Raw genomic sequence first — 15,970 nt, 5'->3', positions numbered from 1 at the left:
ACCCGGCGGCACGGGGCGCGGCACCCCCCGTCGGACGCCGCGCCCCGTGCCCGCTCGCTCGCCCCGTCGGGCAGTTCTACTCGGCCGGGTTCAGCGGCGGGAGCGTCCCCGTGCGGGCCGCCCGCGCGTACCACAGGGCGCTCGCCTTGGGGATGCGCTCCTGGGAGGCGTAGTCGACGTAGACCGCGCCGAACCGCTTCTCGTAGCCGTAGGCCCACTCGAAGTTGTCCATCAGGGACCACAGGTAGTAGCCGCGCACGTCCGCGCCGTCGTCGATGGCCCGGCGGACCGCCTTGAGGTGGCCGTCCAGGTAGGCGACCCGCTCGGGGTCGTGGACCGTGCCGTCCGCGGCGGGCTTGTCGTCGTAGGCGGCACCGTTCTCGCTGATGTACAGCGGCAGGCCGGGCGCCTCCCGGTGGTAGCGCATGATCAGCTCGTGCAGGCCGGTCGGGTCGACGGTCCAGCCCATCGCCGTGCGCTCGCCCGGCGGCTGGTGGAACGCCACGTCGTCCGCGGCCGGCCAGGGCGAGTGGTCGCTCGTGCCGTGCCCGTCGGCGCGCGGGACGCGCGAGTCCGCGTCGGCCGCCGACACCACGGTCGGCGTGTAGTAGTTGAGGCAGATCGCGTCCAGCGGCTGGCGGATCAGGCCCAGGTCGCCGTCCTGGACGTGCGACCAGTCGGTGACCGGTGCCGTCGCCTCGAGCAGGGTCTCCGGGTAGGCGCCGTGCAGGACCGGGCCGTGGAAGATCCCGCCGGACAGGTCGTCGATCCTGCGCGCCGCCGCCAGGTCCGCCGGCCGCTGCGACAGCGGCCGGACGACCGAGGTGTTGAGACTGATCGCCACCGAGTTGCCGGCCGGCATCACCGAACGCAGGGCCACCGTGCCCAGGCCGTGCGCCAGGTTCAGATGGTGCGCGGCGCGCAGTGCGGCCGCCGGCTCGGTACGGCCGGGCGCGTGCACCCCGGAGGCGTACCCCAGGAAGGCCGCGCACCACGGCTCGTTGAGCGTGATCCACTGCTCCACGCGGTCGCCGAGCGCCTCGCCGACGATCTGGGCGTACTCGGCGAACCGGTACGCCGTGTCCCGCGCCGGCCAGCCGCCCGCGTCCTCCAGCTCCTGCGGCAGGTCCCAGTGGTAGAGGGTGACGGCCGGCTTGATCCCGGCGGCCAGCAGCTCGTCGACCAGGCGGCGGTAGAAGTCCAGGCCGCGCTGGACGGCGGGGCCGCGGCCGGTCGGCTGCACCCGCGGCCAGGAGACCGAGAAACGGTAGGCACCCAGACCCAGTTCCGCCATCAGCGCCACGTCGTCGCGGTAGCGGTGGTAGTGCTCGACAGCGATGTCACCGGTGTCGCCACCGGCCGTCTTCCCCGGCGTATGGCTGAAGGTGTCCCAGATCGAAGGGGTGCGGCCGTCCTCCCGCACCGCGCCCTCGATCTGGTACGCCGACGTCGCGGCGCCCCAGAGGAAGGCAGGAGGGAAGGAGACGGGTGTCGGTTCTGGCATGGAATCGCTCCCACGGGTCGGGGGCCCCATTATGCATGGGAGCGCTCCCACAGCAAACCCCTGCCACCCGGCCGACTTCGGCGGCGTGGCTCAGGCCGACTCCCGCACCACCAGCCGCGTCGGCAGGACCACTCCGCGGTGCCCGGCGCCACGGTCGGCGATCTCGTCCAGCAGCAGCCTCGCCATGGTGCGGCCCATCTCCTCCAGTGGCTGCCGGACACTGGTCAGCGGCGGATCGATGTGCCGGGCCACGATGGAGTCGTCGAAACCGACGACGGCCACGTCACCCGGCACCCGCCGGCCCGCCGCGCGCAGCTCCAGCACGGCACCGGAGGCCATCACGTCCGAGGCGGCGAAGACCGCGTCCAGGTCGGGGCGGCGGTCCAGCAGCTCCCGCATGGCCGCGCGCCCGCCCTCCTCGGTGAAGTCGCCGTTCGCGACCAGCTCCTCGGTGACGGCGGCACCGGCCTCCCGCAGCGCCTCGCGGTAACCGTCGAGCCGTTCCCGCGCCGCCTCCATGTCCAGCGGCCCGGTGATGGTGCCCACGGTCCGGCGGCCGCTCGCCAGCAGATGCCGGACCGCGCTCCCGGCGCCGCCGCGGTTGTCCGCGCGGACGTGGCCCAGCGGCTCCCGCTCACCTCGCCGGCCGGCCAGCACGGTCGGAATGGCGAGCGCCTCCAGCTGGTCGGGCAGCGTGTCGTCGCTGTGCACCGCCACCATCAGCACCCCGTCCACGCGCTGCCCGGACAGGTACGGGGCGAGCCGCGCGTACTCCTTCTCGTCGTGCACCATGACCAGCAGCATGCGCATCCCGGCGTCCGCGAGCCCGGCGCTCACGCCCCGGATGATCCCCGAGAAGTACGGCTCGGAGAACAGCCGGGACTGCGCCTCGGGAACCACCAACGCCACGGAGTCGGTGCGCCGGGTGACGAGGGAACGGGCGGCCGGGTTGGGGACGTAGCCGAGTTCGGCGATCGCCCGCTCCACGGCCGCGCGGGAACGGTCGCTGACCTTCGGGGAACCGTTGATGACCCGGGAGACCGTGCCGCGGCCCACGCCGGCGCGCGCGGCCACCGCGTTCAGGGTCGGGCGCCGGACGTCCGCGGCGGCGGGCGGCTGTTCGGCAGGGCTCATCGTTCACCTTCCGGCGTTCGGTGGGGGGACCGGCTTCATTCTGGCCCAGAAAGCGCGACCGGCGTCCGCGCGCACCCCTCCACAGCCCCAGCCGATCGGTAACTCGCCGGTGACCTGCGGGAATTCAGAATCGCGTCCACACGATCCGGGCGGCCGTCCCGCGGCGGTGCGACACATTCCCGTGACGCGCGGAACACGCTTGCGCAACAACGCCGTTTTCAAGTCTTGACACCTGGGCCCGGCAGCAACGAGTCTTCGGGGCAAGCCGCGTGGGAGCGGTCCCACGGAGTTCCGGGGCCGGCTTCCGTACGGAACGAAGCACCATCGGCCCTTCCCTCCACCTCGCATGGCACACCGTTGACCAGCATCTTCGCACCGCATGTCCGCGTTGCTCTGGGCTGGCCGCTGCTCGAACCGAGAGGGCAGGTCCGGACCGTCGAACCCGGCGGTCTGATTCCTGAGGTCCCCGTTCCCACTGGAACAAGGAGTAGTGGAATGCGCATCACCCGAACCGGCGGCGTCCGCGGCCGCAGAGCAGCGGCCCTGACCACGTCGGTCCTGACGGCCTCGGCCCTGCTGCTGACCGCCTGCAGCAGCGACAGTGACTCGGACGCCTCGGAATCCGACGGGAAGATCGTCCTCAAGGTGGCCGACTACGGGCAGTTCGGCTACAAGGAAGCCGGCCTGTTCGAGAAGTACCAGCAGCTTCACCCGAACATCGAGGTGAAGGAGGAGACCACCGCCAACGAGCAGGACTACTACCCGAAGCTCCTTCAGCAGCTGAACTCGGGCAGTGGCCTGGGCGACGTCGTCGGTGTCGAAGTGGCCCGCATCAAGGAGGTCGTGGACACCCAGGCGGACAAGTTCACCGACCTCAAGGGCAGCATCGACACCGGCCAGTGGGTCGACTGGAAGGCCAAGCAGGCCACCAGCAAGGACGGCCAGGTCATCGGCGCCGGTACCGACATCGGTCCGATGTCGCTCTGCTACCGCAGGGACCTCTTCGAGAAGGCGGGCCTGCCGACCGACCGCGAGGAGGTCGCCAAGGCGGTCGCGGGCGGCTGGGAGGACTACATCAAGCTCGGCGAGCAGTACAAGGCGAAGGCGCCCGAGGGCACCTACTTCATGGACTCCGCCAGCGCCATGTTCAACGGTGTCGTCAGCTCCTCCGAGAGCCAGTACTACGACGCCGACGGCAAGGCGATATACAAGGACAGCCCCTCGGTGCAGAAGGGCTGGGACCTCGCCGCCGAGGCCGCGGAGAAGAAGCTGAGCCAGGGCCTGCCGCAGTTCCAGGACCCGTGGAAGGCGGCGCTGCGCAAGGGCACCGTGGCCACCGTCGTGTGCCCGGCCTGGATGTCCCTCCAGATCGAGAACTACTCCGGCAACGACTTCGCCGGCAAGTGGGACATCTCGCGGGCGCCCGGTGCGACCGCGGCCAACTGGGGCGGTTCCTTCCTGACCGTGCCCAAGAGCGGCAAGCACGTCAAGGAGGCCACCGAGCTGGTCAAGTGGCTGACCGCGCCCGAGCAGCAGGCCGCCGTGTTCAAGGCCGTCGGTGTCTTCCCGTCCAACCAGGGCGCCTACGCGCTCGACGACGTGAAGAACGCGAAGCTCGAGTACTTCAACAACGCCCCGGTCGGCCAGCTCTACGCCGAGGAGGCCAAGTCCATCCCGGTGGCCGTGCTCGGCCCGAAGGACGGCGTGATCAAGGACACGATCTCCACGCAGATCAACAACATGGAGCAGCGGGGCACCAAGCCCGACAAGGCCTGGGACGCGGCGGTCGAGACGATCGACAAGGCCATCGGCTGACCCGCGCCGGTGCGGGCGGTCCACCAGCCGCCCCGCACCGCCCGCACCGTGCGCACGGCGGGGGCCGTGGTGGTACGACGGCCCCCGCCCGCAGGCGCGGGTGGCGTCCGCAGCAGACCCTGCCGTCCGCGGCGGGTCTGCTGCGCGGCGTCGGGTTCAGCCCCCGGGCCGCGGGTGACGCGGGCCGGCGCCCGCCCGTGCCGCCGGCGCGACACGGGCGAGCGCGGACGGCACCCCGCGACGCCGGCCCGCGGTGGCACCCCGCGGTGCCGGGTCACATGACCCGCCCCGGGCGCCAACCCTCCCGGACCACCCCGATCCGCTGCCCCGCCTGAGCCCACCCCGATCCCTCCGACCGGCACCAGCACCCGCCACCCACTGCCGACACCCGGCACCCGTCACCGGCGATCCGGCACCACACCCCGGGTCCCGCGCCACACGCGCCGCCGCCCGCCACACGTACCGCCGGCTGCCGCGCGGGCCGCTCGGCACCGTGCCGAACCGCGCGGGGAGGGGACCGGCGGGACGGGCGCCCGGCCCGCCGTCCCACCTCCCGCCCCTACCCGGCCCGACCTCCCAGGCCCGACCTCCCAGGGAAGGACTCCCTCCGTGGCAACGACAACCCCCACACGGGGTGCCAAGACTCCGCTCACCGGCGGGTCCGGCGCCGCGTCCCGAGGACGCAGCCCGTGGCGTTCGCGACTGTGGCGCCTCGACGACAAGGTGTCGCCGTACGCGTACATCGCCCCCTTCTTCCTCATCTTCGGTGCCTTCGGGCTCTACCCCCTCCTCTACACCGGCTGGATCGCCCTGCACCGGGTGGAGATGACGAGCCTCGACCAGTCCGAGTGGGTCGGCTTCGAGAACTTCGCCAAGATCCTCCAGGACTCCGAGTTCTGGACGGCCGTCTCCAACACCTTCATCATCGGCGTCATCTCGACCGTCCCGCAGCTGTTGGTCGCCCTGGGCCTGGCCCACCTGCTCAACTACAAGCTGCGCGCCAGCACCTTCTGGCGCACGATCATCCTCACCCCGTACGCCACCTCCGTGGCGACCGCCGCCCTCGTCTTCGCCCTGGTGTTCCGGGCCGACGGCGGGCTCCTCAACTGGGTGCTGGGCTTCTTCGGCGCGGGCGACATCGACTGGGGCAACGGCCACTGGACGTCGAAGATCGCCATCTCGATCATCGTGATCTGGCGCTGGACCGGCTACAACGCCCTGATCTACCTGGCGGCCATGCAGGCCGTGCCCACCGACCTGTACGAGGCGGCGTCGATCGACGGCGCGTCGCGCTGGCAGCAGTTCCGCAAGGTGACCATCCCCGCGCTGCGGCCGACGATCCTGTTCACCATCGTCATCTCGACGATCGGCTCCATGCAGCTCTTCGGTGAGCCGCTGCTGCTGCAGGGCGGCACGCTCGGCGCCGTCGGCGGCAGCGAGCACCAGTACGAGACGCTCAGCATCTACCTCTTCAACTACGGCTGGAAGCTCCAGCACCTCGGCCCGGCCGCGGCCGTGGCCTGGGCCATGCTCGTCCTGCTGCTGCTCATCGCCCTGATCAACTGGATCGTCAGCCGGTTCGTGCGCAAGAGCGCGGCCTGACGGGAGCGACAACGATGACCACGACAAGTACTCCCTACAAGACCGCCCCCGACCCGGCCCCGGTGACCGAGCTCCTCGGCTCGGGCGGTGGCAAAGGCCGCCGCCTGCGGATCGGCGCCGGCCAGCAGCTCAAGGGCGGCCCCTTCACCTACCTCGCGCTGATCGTCGTCGGCCTGGGATCCCTCTTCCCGCTGTACTGGACGCTGGTGGCCGCCTCGCACGACCAGCAGCGGGTCCTCGACACCCCGCCGCCGTTCCTCCCGGGCGGCAGGCTGTTCAGCAACCTCGAAGCGGCCTGGGAACAGGCCAACCTCGGAAAGGCCATCGTCAACAGCGCCATCGTGGCCGGCTCCATCACCGCGGCGACGCTGTTCTTCTGCACGCTGGCCGGCTACGCCTTCGCCAAGATGCGCTTCCGCGGCCGGAACGTGCTGATGACCGCGGTCATCGCCACCCTCACCATCCCGCCGCAGCTCAGCGTCGTCCCGCTGTTCATGATGATGTCGGACATCGGCTGGAGCGGAGAGCTGGAGTCGGTGATCTTCCCGACCCTGGTCGGCGCCTTCGGTGTCTTCTTCATGCGCCAGTACCTCATCGAGGCGCTGCCGTACGAACTCATCGAGGCGGCCAAGGTGGACGGGGCGAACAACCTCCGCATCGTGTGGAACGTCGTCCTGCCCGCCGCCCGGCCCGCGATGATGGTGCTCGGCATGCTCACCTTCGTCCAGGCGTGGAACGACTTCTTCTGGCCCTTCCTCGCCCTGAACCAGGAGAACCCCACCATCCAGGTGGCGCTCGGCCAGCTCAGCGCCTCCTACACCCCCGACCAGAGCATCGTCATGGCCGGAGCGCTGATCAGCACCCTGCCGCTGCTGGTGGTCTTCGTCGTGTTCGGCAAGCAGATCGTCGGCGGCATCATGGCGGGCGCCGTCAAGGGCTGACCCCCGTTCGCCCCCTCCGCCGCCGCCCGGCAGGGCCCGGCCCGCACACGGGCCCTGCCGGACCCCGGGCGCCCACCCCCGCGCCCACCCCGCCTTCCCCACCGCCGGGCCGCACCGCCCGGCACCTCCTCACGCCATTTGGGAGCGTTCTCACCATGACCGCCGTACGACCCGAGACCCTCGCCCAGCCGGCCGGCGCCACCTCTTTCCCGACGGGCTTCGTCTGGGGCGCCGCCACCGCCGCCTACCAGGTGGAGGGCGCCGCCGCCGAGGACGGCCGCACGCCCTCCATCTGGGACACCTTCAGCCACACCCCCGGCAAGGTCCGCAACGGCGACACCGGTGACATCGCCGCCGACCACTACCACCGGTACCGCGACGACGTGGCGCTGATGAAGGACCTCGGGCTGAAGGCGTACCGCTTCTCCGTCTCCTGGTCCCGGGTCCAGCCCACCGGCCGTGGTCCCGCCGTCGAACGCGGCCTGGACTTCTACCGCCGCCTCACCGACGAGCTCCTCGAGGCCGGCATCACCCCCGTCGCCACCCTCTACCACTGGGACCTGCCCCAGGAGCTGGAGGACGCCGGCGGCTGGCCCCAGCGCGACACCGCCGACCGCTTCGCCGAGTACGCCGCCATCATGGCCCGCGCCCTCGGCGACCGCGTCGGCGTGTGGACCACCCTCAATGAGCCGTGGTGCAGCGCCTTCCTGGGCTACGGCTCCGGCGTGCACGCCCCCGGCCGCACCGACCCGGCCGCGACCCTGCGCGCGGCCCACCACCTCAACCTGGCCCACGGCAAGGCGGTCGGCATCCTGCGCGCGGCCCTGCCGTCGACCGCGCAGACCTCCATCACCCTCAACCTGCACCAGGTGCGCCCCCTCACCGACGCCCCCGAGGACGCCGAGGCGGCCCGCCGCATCGACGCGGTCGGCAACCGGATCTTCACCGGCCCCCTCCTCGACGGCGCCTACCCCGAGGACCTGCTCGCCGACACCGCGCACCTCGTCGACTGGAACGAGCTGGTGAAGGACGGCGACCTGGCGGAGATCTCCCGCCCGATCGACGTGCTCGGCGTCAACTACTACTCGCCGACCGTGGTCTCCCGGCCCGCCGACGGCGCGGCCACCACGAAGAACGACGGCCACGGCGCGAGCGACCACTCCCCGTGGACCGGCTCCGAGGACGTCGCCTTCCACCTCGCCAACGACGACCTCACCGCGATGAACTGGGCCATCGACGCCGACGGGCTGCACACCCTCCTCACCGGCCTGGCGAAGTCCCACCCCGGCCTGCCGCTGATGGTCACCGAGAACGGCGCCGCCTTCGACGACTACGTCTCCCCCGAGGGCCGGGTGAACGACCCGCAGCGCATCGCCTACCTCCACTCCCACCTGGACGCCGTACGCCGGGCCGTCGCCGACGGCGCGGACGTCCGCGGCTACTTCCTGTGGTCCCTGCTGGACAACTTCGAGTGGTCCTACGGCTACTCGAAGCGCTTCGGCGCCGTCTACGTCGACTACTCCTCCCAGCGCCGCATCCCCAAGGCGAGCGCCCACTGGTACGCCGACGTGATCCGGCGCAACGCGCTGCCCGGCGGCGAACTCGGCTGACCCCGTGCCGCACGTGTACCCGCGAGGGCGCGACCGGTCCCCGGTCGCGCCCTCGCGGTGCTCCCACCGGCACGGAGGGGGGAATTCCGTCGCCCGCGAGGCACGATGGGGGCGGGGAGGCACGGGCCGGGGCTGTTAGATTCCTGGCCGGACAGCTGCGAGGGAAAGGCGACGACCATGGCGGTCAACGGTGGGCGGAGCCGGGGCGTCAGACGCCCGACCCTCGAGGAGGTGGCCGCCCGGGCCGGCGTCGGCCGCGGCACGGTCTCCCGGGTGATCAACGGCTCGCCCCGGGTCAGCGACGCGACCCGCGCGGCCGTCGAGGCGGCCGTCGCGGAACTCGGCTACGTCCCGAACACCGCCGCCCGCGCGCTCGCGGCCAACCGCACCGACGCGATCGCCCTGGTCGTCCCGGAGCCGGAGACCCGGTTCTTCGCCGAGCCCTACTTCTCGGACATGCTGCGCGGTGTCGGCGCGGAGATCACCGACACCGAGATGCAACTGCTGCTGATCTTCGCGGGCAGCGACCGGGAGCGGCAGCGGCTCGCCCAGTACCTGGCGGCGCACCGGGTGGACGGCGTCCTGCTGGTCTCGGTGCACGCCGACGACCCGCTGCCCGACATGCTGACCCAGCTGGACATCCCCGCGGTGATCAGCGGCCCGCGCTCGGCGGCGGAGACGCTGGCGTCCGTGGACTCCGACAACTACGGCGGCGCCCGCTCGGCCGTCGAGCATCTGATGTCCCGGGGCCGCGGCCGCATAGCCCACATCACCGGCCACCTCGACGTCTACGGCGCCCAGCGGCGCGTCGACGGCTACCGCGACGCCCTGCGCGACGGGGGACTCGGCGACGCGGACGAGCTGATCGAGCCGGGGGACTTCACCGAGGAGGGCGGCCGGCGCGCGATGACGGAGCTGCTGCGCCGCTGCCCGGACCTGGACGCGGTCTTCGCCGCCTCGGACGTGACGGCGGCCGGTGCCCGCCAGGCGCTGCGTGAGGCGGGCCGGCGCATCCCGGACGACGTGGCGCTGGTCGGCTACGACGACTCGGCCATCGCCCGTCATCTGGACCCGCCGCTGACCAGCGTCCGGCAGCCCATCGAGGAGATGGGCCGCGCGATGATCGACCTGCTGCTGACCGAGATCGCGGACCGCCGCCCGGCGGGGGCGCGGGGGCGGGAGCGGCACCAGGTGGTGCTGGCGACGGAGCTGGTGGAGCGCGCGTCGTCGTGAGCGGGGCGGGGCGGGCCCGCCGCCCGCGCCGCACAACGCAATCAGCCGGTGACCTTCTTCCGAAGGCCACCGGCTGATGACTCAGGGTGAGTGACGGGACTTGAACCCGCGGCATCCTGGACCACAACCAGGTGCTCTACCAGCTGAGCTACACCCACCATGGCCGGTAGTCGGAACCTTTTGCGGGGTTCCCCGACCGGCTGAGAAAAAGTGTACAGGGTCCGAAGGGGTGCTCGCGCCCGCCTTTCGCGGCGCCCCTACCGGGCGGTCACGACGTGCTTCGCGGCGATCGCCTTGGCGGTGTCGGAGTCGGGACCGGGCTGCGGGACGAAGACGGCCTCGCGGTAGTAGCGCAGCTCGGCGATGGACTCGCGGATGTCGGCGAGGGCGCGGTGGTTGCCGTTCTTCTCGGGACTGTTGAAGTACGCCCGCGGGTACCAGCGGCGGGCCAGCTCCTTGATCGAGGAGACGTCCACGATCCGGTAGTGGAGGTAGTCCTCCAGTGTCGGCATGTCCCGCAGCAGGAAGCCCCGGTCGGTGCCGACCGAGTTGCCGCACAGGGGAGCCTTGCCGGGTTCCTTCACGTGCTCCCGCACATACGCCAGGACCTGCGCCTCGGCGTCCGCCAGTGTCGTGCCGCCGTCGAGCTCGGCGAGCAGGCCGGACGCGGTGTGCATCTGACGCACCACCTCCGGCATCGTCTCCAGGGCCCGCTCCGGCGGACGGATGACGATGTCGACGCCCTCGCCGAGGATGTTCAGCTCGGAGTCGGTGACGAGGGCGGCCACCTCGATGAGCGCGTCGTCGGACAGCGAGAGGCCGGTCATCTCGCAGTCGATCCACACCATGCGATCGTTCATGTGGGACACCCTACGGCTGGCGTCCGCCGTATGGGCCCCCGGCGTCGGTGTGGGCCTCGCTGGCGGCTGCCGCCCCCGGGCCCCCGCTTCGGCCTGGACGGCCTCGTCCTCGAACGCCGCACGGGCTGAGTGGGTCCGCCTGTCCGGTGTGGGGCAGGACCGGACGGGCCGAGAGCGCCGGACGGGCCCAAGTCCCGACCGGCGCTCTCGGAGGTTGCTCAGGGTGCGCTGCGTTGTCCCGGCAGGCTGGCCGCTGCGGCCGGGAGCGGGGTGCGGCGGGTCTGGAACGGGACCTGGCTCTCCGCCGGCACGGGGGACGGCTGCTGGCCGCCCTCGTGCGGGGCGGGGGACCGGGACGCTCCCGTCGTACCGCCCTCCGTGTCCACCGGCCGGTCGCCCTGCGGGCGGCGGGCCCGGTAGGCGGCCCGGTAGGCGGCCGGGGACGAGCCCAGCTGGCGGCGGAAGTGGCCGCGCAGCGCCACCGGTGACCGGAAGCCGCAGCGGCCCGCGACCTCGTCCACCGAGTAGTCGGACGTCTCCAGCAGCCGCTGCGCCTGGAGCACCCGCTGCGTGATCAGCCACTGCAGCGGCGCACTGCCGGTCAGCGATCGGAAGCGGCGGTCGAAGGTGCGCCGGCTCATGTACGCGCGGGCCGCCAGCGTCTCCACGTCGAACTGCTCGTGGAGGTGCTCCAGCGCCCAGGCGACGACCTCGGCGAGCGGGTCGGCGCCGATCTCCTCCGGTAAAGACCGGTCGAGGTAGCGCTCCTGGCCGCCGCTGCGGCGCGGCGGGACCACCAGGCGGCGGGCCAGCGCGCCGGCCGCCTCGTTGCCGTGGTCCGTGCGCACGATGTGCAGGCACAGGTCGATGCCCGCCGCCGTGCCCGCCGACGTCAGGACGTCGCCGTCGTCCACGAACAGCTCGCGCGGGTCGACGTGCACCGACGGATAGCGCTTGGCCAGCGTCGGCGCGTACATCCAGTGGGTGGTGGCGGGGCGGCCGTCCAGCAGGCCCGCCGCCGCCAGGACGAAGGCGCCGGTGCACAGCCCGACGATGCGGGCGCCCTCCTCGTGTGCTCGGCGCAGGGCGTCGAGCGCCTCTTCCGGCGGCGGAGAGGTGATCGAACGCCAGGCCGGTACGACGACCGTGCCGGCGCGTGAGATCGCCTCCAGGCCCTGCGGCGCGGTGAGTTCGAGACCCCCCGTGGTCCGCAGCGGGCCGTCCTCGCCGGCGCACACCAGCAGTCGGTAGCGCGGCACGCCGGCGTCCTGGCGGTCGATCCCGAACACCGACAGCGGTATGGAACTCTCGAAGATGGGGCCGCCGCTGAACAGCAGCACCGCGACGATCTCCTTGCGGCGTCGCCCGGAGAGCTTCCGGGCCGCGGCTTCCGGCGCGGCAGTGGAGTCGTGGCTCATCCCGCTAAGCCCCCCTCGGTGGTCGCGGCGCCCTCAACCTTTCGGGTCTGTCGCTCCAACACGTTTCCCCTCGGTCCTGCACGAGTCCCCCGCCGTAGACAGTCAAGATCGAATCTACTGCGTCCTGTCGTACCGAGGTGGCCGGTTCGGCACTTGGGACATTGTCGACATGGCAACTTGGCGTGAAGCAGTCGATCACGAAGCGTCGCACTCCGGGGCGCCCCAGGGAAGTGCGCCTTGTGGCAGTGGCCAATCCACATAGGGTGCGCGGGGCCCCCGAGACCCTGTCCGTGCAGGTGGAACGGGGGTTGGGGGGTGGTTCGGGCAGGGGGAGACACCCCCGTGGAAGTTGGCTGAAAAGAAGCGGGCGCGTGCGCGGAAACCGGTCAACCGACCGGTGTGTTTTCCCCGGTGCGGTGACCGCCCCCGCGTCCGCCCCGCCCGGCCCGGTGGTGGCCCCCGGCCCGCGGCGCGGCGCCCCGGTGATTCCCGGCGCTCTCCCCGGGCCCGCCAGCGCCTTCGCCCGGCAGGGCCGCGCCGCGCTCCGACCGGCTCAGCAGCACGCGGCAGGCGCCGGTGAGGGCGGCCAGTCCCGCGGCGGTCCCGGCCGCGCCGGCGAGGGAGGTGCCGTACCAGAGGAGCACGACCGGGACGAGGGCGCAGCTGAACGCCGCCCAGCGGACCAGATCGGTGACACCGTCCCGCGCCGGCGCCGCCGGTCCGGGCGCGCCGGACGGCGGCTCGGCGGGCTGGTGCGGTCCGGACATGCGTGCTCCCTGGGTCTGGCTCATGGAGATCAACGTCCGTCCGGTCCGTCGGTCACGACGAGTCTCGGCCGGGTGCACGGACAGTTGAATCCCGTGCAAACCGCCTGTACAGCGCAGCAACCATTGCGTTACGGGCGCCCCCTCGGGCATGCTCCGGGGAACCCGCGGCGGACCCCGTGCGGGATCTGGGCGAAGGAGGCGTGCCGCCGTACCCTTGGGGGTATGGGGTTGGGAAGACCATTCCCGGACACAGCTCCGCCGCACACTGTTGCCCCCCATAGAGGATATAAACGCCGAGACAGCCATGGCCGGTCACGAATTCTTCGAACCCGCGGACCGCAAGCGGCCCGTCGCCGAACCTACGGCGGCCGAGCCCCTGGCGGCGGAAGAGCCACGCCAGTCGTGCGACCCCGCCTTCAAGCACGGCGTCGTCGTCGGCTTCGACGGCTCCACCTCCAGCGAGCGTGCTCTCGCGTACGCCATCGGCATGGCGCGCCGGCTCGGCTCGGGCCTGGTCATCGTGCACGTCGCCAACCGGCTGCCGACCACGGTGTGGGCGGGCTGCGAGCCTCCCGTCTTCGTCGACGTGCCGGACCACCGCACCGAGGTGCTGGGCCTGGAGCTGGCGTGCGCGGACTATCTCACCGAGGTGCCCTGGATCCTGGTCGAGCGCGGCGGCGACATCTGCCACGAACTCGAAGAGGTGGGCCGGGAGTACGAGGCGGACGCGATCGTCGTCGGCTCCAGCCACGGCCTCGTGGGCCGGCTCTTCGGCTCCGTCGCGGGACGCCTCGCCAAGCGGGCGCAGCGGCCCGTGGTGGTCATTCCCTGACGGCCGGGTGACCCTGGACCGACGCGAACGGCCCCGCACTCACGTGTGCGGGGCCGTTCGGGCGTTCTGCCGGGTGTGCTACTCCACGGTGACGGACTTGGCGAGGTTGCGCGGCTTGTCGATGTCCCGGCCCAGGGCCAGAGCCGTGTGGTAGGCGAGGAGCTGGAGCGGGATGCCCATGAGGATCGGGTCGAGTTCGTCCTCGTTCTTCGGGACGACGATCGTGTGGTCGGCCTTCTCCTGCTCCTGGTGGGCGACGGCGAGGATCTGGCCGCTGCGGGCCTTGATCTCCTCCATGGCCGCGCGGTTCTTCTCCAGCAGGTCGTCGTCCGGCACGATCGCGACCGTCGGCAGGGCCGGCTCGATCAGGGCGAGCGGGCCGTGCTTCAGCTCGGAGGCCGGGTACGCCTCGGCGTGGATGTAGGAGACCTCCTTGAGCTTCAGGGAGGCCTCACGGGCGACCGGGTAGCCCCGGACGCGGCCGATGAAGAGCATCGAGCGGGCGTCGGCGTACTGCGCGGCCAGCTTCTTGATGTCCTCCTCCTGCTCCAGCATCTCGGAGATCTGCGCGGGCAGCTTGCGCAGGCCCTCGATGATCCGCCTGCCGTCGCGCACGGACAGGTCGCGGGTGCGGCCCAGGTGCAGGGCGAGCAGCGCGAAGGCGACGCAGGTGTTGGTGAAGCACTTGGTGGAGACGACGCAGACCTCGGGTCCCGCGTGCACGTACATGCCGCCGTCGGCCTCGCGGGCGATCGCCGAGCCGACGACGTTGACGATGCCGAGGACGCGGGCGCCCTTGCGCTTCAGCTCCTGCACGGCGGCCAGCACGTCGTAGGTCTCACCGGACTGGGAGACGGCGATGTACAGGGTGTCGGGGTCGACGACCGCGTTGCGGTAGCGGAACTCGGAGGCCGGCTCGGCGTCCGCGGGGATGCGGGCCAGCTCCTCGATCATCTGGGCGCCGATCTGGCCCGCGTGGTACGAGGTGCCGCAGCCGAGGATCTTCACGCGGCGCACGGCGCGCGCGTCGCGGGCGTCCAGGTTCAGGCCGCCGAGGTGCACGGTGGAGAAGCGGTCGTCGATCCGGCCGCGCAGCACGCGGTCCACGGCCTCGGCCTGCTCGTGGATCTCCTTGTGCATGTAGGTGTCGTGGCCGCCCATGTCGTAGGAGGCGGCCTCCCACTCGACGGTGGTCGGCTCGGACGTGGTGCGGGTGCCCTCGGTGGTGTAGGTGCGGAAGTCGTCGGCCTTGAGGGTGGCCATCTCGCCGTCGTCGAGGGTGACTATCTGCCGGGTGTGGGCGACCAGCGCGGCGATGTCGGAGGCGACGAACATCTCCTTCTCGCCGATGCCGAGGACGACCGGCGAGCCGTTGCGGGCGACGACGATGCGCTCGGGGAAGTCGGCGTGCATCACGGCGATGCCGTACGTGCCCTCGATGACCCGCAGGGTCTCGCGGACCTTGTCCTCCAGCTTCTCCGCCTCGGAGCGGGTGATGAGGTGGACGAGGACCTCGGTGTCGGTCTCGGAGAGGAACTCGACGCCGTCCGCCTCCAGCTTGCGGCGCAGGTCGGCGGCGTTGTCGATGATGCCGTTGTGCACGACGGCGACCTTGTTGTCGGCCGACATGTGCGGGTGGGCGTTCGCGTCGGAGGGGGCGCCGTGGGTGGCCCAGCGGGTGTGGGCGATACCCGTGGTGCCCTTGAAGCGCGCCGGGACCTTGGCCTCCAGGTCGCGGACCCGGCCCTTGGCCTTGACCATCTTCAGGCCGGCCGTCTTCGGGGACGTGACGACGATGCCCGCCGAGTCGTAGCCGCGGTACTCCAGGCGCTGGAGGCCCTCGAGCAGCAGGGGCGCGACGTCACGCTTGCCGATGTATCCGACGATTCCGCACATATACCGTATTCCTCGCAGGTCTCGTGGCCCACGGCTGCTCAGCCGTAGACGATGCGGCGCAGCTGGCGGAGCGTCAGCTCCGGTGGTGCCACCGCGCGGTACTTCAGTTCCGCCGCGATCCGCTCGAAGATCGTCGCGTTCACCAGGCCCTGGGCCTGCAGCTCGCGGTGGCGGCGACGGACGTACTCCTCGGTCGTCTCGTCGAAGTAGGCGAGCACGTCCTGGATCACGCGCAGTGCCTCGCCCCGGCTGAGGGGCGTGGACCGCGTCAGATGATCAACGAGTTCGTCGTGCACCCGGTAGATCCTGGGGTACGGCTGACGGTTTCGCAAGAATCTTGCCCGATTTCGGGCAGGAG

At 71.7% G+C, this 15,970-nt stretch carries 13 protein-coding genes and 1 tRNA gene; 6 read left to right on the top strand and 8 right to left on the bottom strand.

The window, feature by feature from the left end; genetic code table 11:
• Positions 1–76: 76 nt before the first annotated feature.
• Positions 77–1,504, bottom strand: coding sequence for a GH1 family beta-glucosidase (locus ACIRG6_RS04030; RefSeq protein ID WP_364819426.1), 1,428 nt, complete (start codon positions 1,502–1,504; stop codon positions 77–79).
• Positions 1,505–1,594: 90 nt separating this feature from the next.
• Positions 1,595–2,638, bottom strand: a complete 1,044-nt coding sequence (locus ACIRG6_RS04025) for a LacI family DNA-binding transcriptional regulator (RefSeq protein WP_364674667.1) — start codon at positions 2,636–2,638, stop codon at positions 1,595–1,597.
• Between the two features lie 495 nt (positions 2,639–3,133).
• Between ACIRG6_RS04025 and ACIRG6_RS04020 the strand changes: the two genes are divergently transcribed.
• From ACIRG6_RS04020 to ACIRG6_RS04000, 5 genes are all read left to right on the top strand, one after another.
• The gene (locus ACIRG6_RS04020) at positions 3,134–4,453 is read left to right on the top strand and encodes an ABC transporter substrate-binding protein (protein ID WP_364674665.1); all 1,320 of its coding nucleotides are present in this window, start codon (positions 3,134–3,136) and stop codon (positions 4,451–4,453) included.
• A 609-nt stretch (positions 4,454–5,062) separates the two neighbouring features.
• Positions 5,063–6,055 carry a carbohydrate ABC transporter permease gene (locus ACIRG6_RS04015; RefSeq protein WP_239766461.1) on the top strand — a complete coding sequence of 331 codons (993 nt, stop codon included), beginning with the start codon at positions 5,063–5,065 and terminating at the stop codon, positions 6,053–6,055.
• 14 nt (positions 6,056–6,069) lie between these two features.
• On the top strand, positions 6,070–6,996 hold the full coding sequence (locus tag ACIRG6_RS04010) for a carbohydrate ABC transporter permease (RefSeq protein ID WP_318219527.1): 927 nt from the start codon (positions 6,070–6,072) through the stop codon (positions 6,994–6,996).
• Positions 6,997–7,151: 155 nt separating this feature from the next.
• Positions 7,152–8,606: a GH1 family beta-glucosidase gene (locus ACIRG6_RS04005; protein ID WP_364674661.1), complete on the top strand. Its 1,455-nt coding sequence runs from the start codon at positions 7,152–7,154 to the stop codon at positions 8,604–8,606.
• 177 nt (positions 8,607–8,783) lie between these two features.
• A complete protein-coding gene (locus ACIRG6_RS04000) occupies positions 8,784–9,839 on the top strand; it encodes a LacI family DNA-binding transcriptional regulator (protein WP_189230894.1) in 1,056 nt (351 codons plus the stop codon).
• Between the two features lie 85 nt (positions 9,840–9,924).
• On the opposite strand, the gene ACIRG6_RS03995 is transcribed toward ACIRG6_RS04000, so the two are convergent.
• The 4 genes from ACIRG6_RS03995 to ACIRG6_RS03980 form a co-directional block, all read right to left on the bottom strand.
• A tRNA-His gene (locus ACIRG6_RS03995) sits at positions 9,925–9,997 on the bottom strand.
• 99 nt (positions 9,998–10,096) lie between these two features.
• A complete protein-coding gene (orn, locus tag ACIRG6_RS03990) occupies positions 10,097–10,699 on the bottom strand; it encodes an oligoribonuclease (RefSeq protein WP_189230893.1) in 603 nt (200 codons plus the stop codon).
• A gap of 218 nt (positions 10,700–10,917) precedes the next feature.
• Positions 10,918–12,117 (bottom strand): helix-turn-helix domain-containing protein, encoded by a 1,200-nt coding sequence (locus ACIRG6_RS03985; protein WP_239766466.1) that lies wholly within the window; start codon positions 12,115–12,117, stop codon positions 10,918–10,920.
• A 386-nt stretch (positions 12,118–12,503) separates the two neighbouring features.
• Positions 12,504–12,884 carry a hypothetical protein gene (locus ACIRG6_RS03980; RefSeq protein WP_403320563.1) on the bottom strand — a complete coding sequence of 127 codons (381 nt, stop codon included), beginning with the start codon at positions 12,882–12,884 and terminating at the stop codon, positions 12,504–12,506.
• A 304-nt stretch (positions 12,885–13,188) separates the two neighbouring features.
• On the opposite strand from ACIRG6_RS03980, the gene ACIRG6_RS03975 reads away from it, so the two are divergent.
• Entirely contained in the window at positions 13,189–13,716 is a 528-nt protein-coding gene (locus ACIRG6_RS03975) for a universal stress protein (RefSeq protein ID WP_073723318.1), read from the top strand.
• A gap of 78 nt (positions 13,717–13,794) precedes the next feature.
• Here ACIRG6_RS03975 and glmS read toward each other — a convergent pair whose 3' ends face one another.
• Together glmS and ACIRG6_RS03965 are read right to left on the bottom strand one after the other, a co-directional pair.
• Positions 13,795–15,612, bottom strand: a complete 1,818-nt coding sequence (glmS, locus tag ACIRG6_RS03970; protein ID WP_403320560.1) for a glutamine--fructose-6-phosphate transaminase (isomerizing) — start codon at positions 15,610–15,612, stop codon at positions 13,795–13,797.
• Positions 15,613–15,650: 38 nt separating this feature from the next.
• On the bottom strand, positions 15,651–15,908 hold the full coding sequence (locus tag ACIRG6_RS03965) for a hypothetical protein (protein ID WP_189230889.1): 258 nt from the start codon (positions 15,906–15,908) through the stop codon (positions 15,651–15,653).
• Positions 15,909–15,970: the final 62 nt, after the last annotated feature.

The organism is Streptomyces flaveolus, from assembly GCF_044765825.1.
GTDB classification, from domain to species: Bacteria; Actinomycetota; Actinomycetes; order Streptomycetales; family Streptomycetaceae; genus Streptomyces; species Streptomyces flaveolus.
The sequence above is the reverse complement of the archived record's forward strand: the minus strand, read 5'-3'. Positions and strand labels throughout refer to the sequence as shown.

Coding starts and splice junctions, on each gene's coding strand:
- ACIRG6_RS04030 (WP_364819426.1), bottom strand. CDS start 1,504: ATGCCAGAACCGACACCCGTCTCCTTCCCTCCTGCCTTCCTCTGGGGC.
- ACIRG6_RS04025 (WP_364674667.1), bottom strand. CDS start 2,638: ATGAGCCCTGCCGAACAGCCGCCCGCCGCCGCGGACGTCCGGCGCCCG.
- ACIRG6_RS04020 (WP_364674665.1), top strand. CDS start 3,134: ATGCGCATCACCCGAACCGGCGGCGTCCGCGGCCGCAGAGCAGCGGCC.
- ACIRG6_RS04010 (WP_318219527.1), top strand. CDS start 6,070: ATGACCACGACAAGTACTCCCTACAAGACCGCCCCCGACCCGGCCCCG.
- ACIRG6_RS04005 (WP_364674661.1), top strand. CDS start 7,152: ATGACCGCCGTACGACCCGAGACCCTCGCCCAGCCGGCCGGCGCCACC.
- ACIRG6_RS04000 (WP_189230894.1), top strand. CDS start 8,784: ATGGCGGTCAACGGTGGGCGGAGCCGGGGCGTCAGACGCCCGACCCTC.
- orn (WP_189230893.1), bottom strand. CDS start 10,699: ATGAACGATCGCATGGTGTGGATCGACTGCGAGATGACCGGCCTCTCG.
- ACIRG6_RS03985 (WP_239766466.1), bottom strand. CDS start 12,117: ATGAGCCACGACTCCACTGCCGCGCCGGAAGCCGCGGCCCGGAAGCTC.
- ACIRG6_RS03980 (WP_403320563.1), bottom strand. CDS start 12,884: ATGTCCGGACCGCACCAGCCCGCCGAGCCGCCGTCCGGCGCGCCCGGA.
- ACIRG6_RS03975 (WP_073723318.1), top strand. CDS start 13,189: ATGGCCGGTCACGAATTCTTCGAACCCGCGGACCGCAAGCGGCCCGTC.
- glmS (WP_403320560.1), bottom strand. CDS start 15,612: ATGTGCGGAATCGTCGGATACATCGGCAAGCGTGACGTCGCGCCCCTG.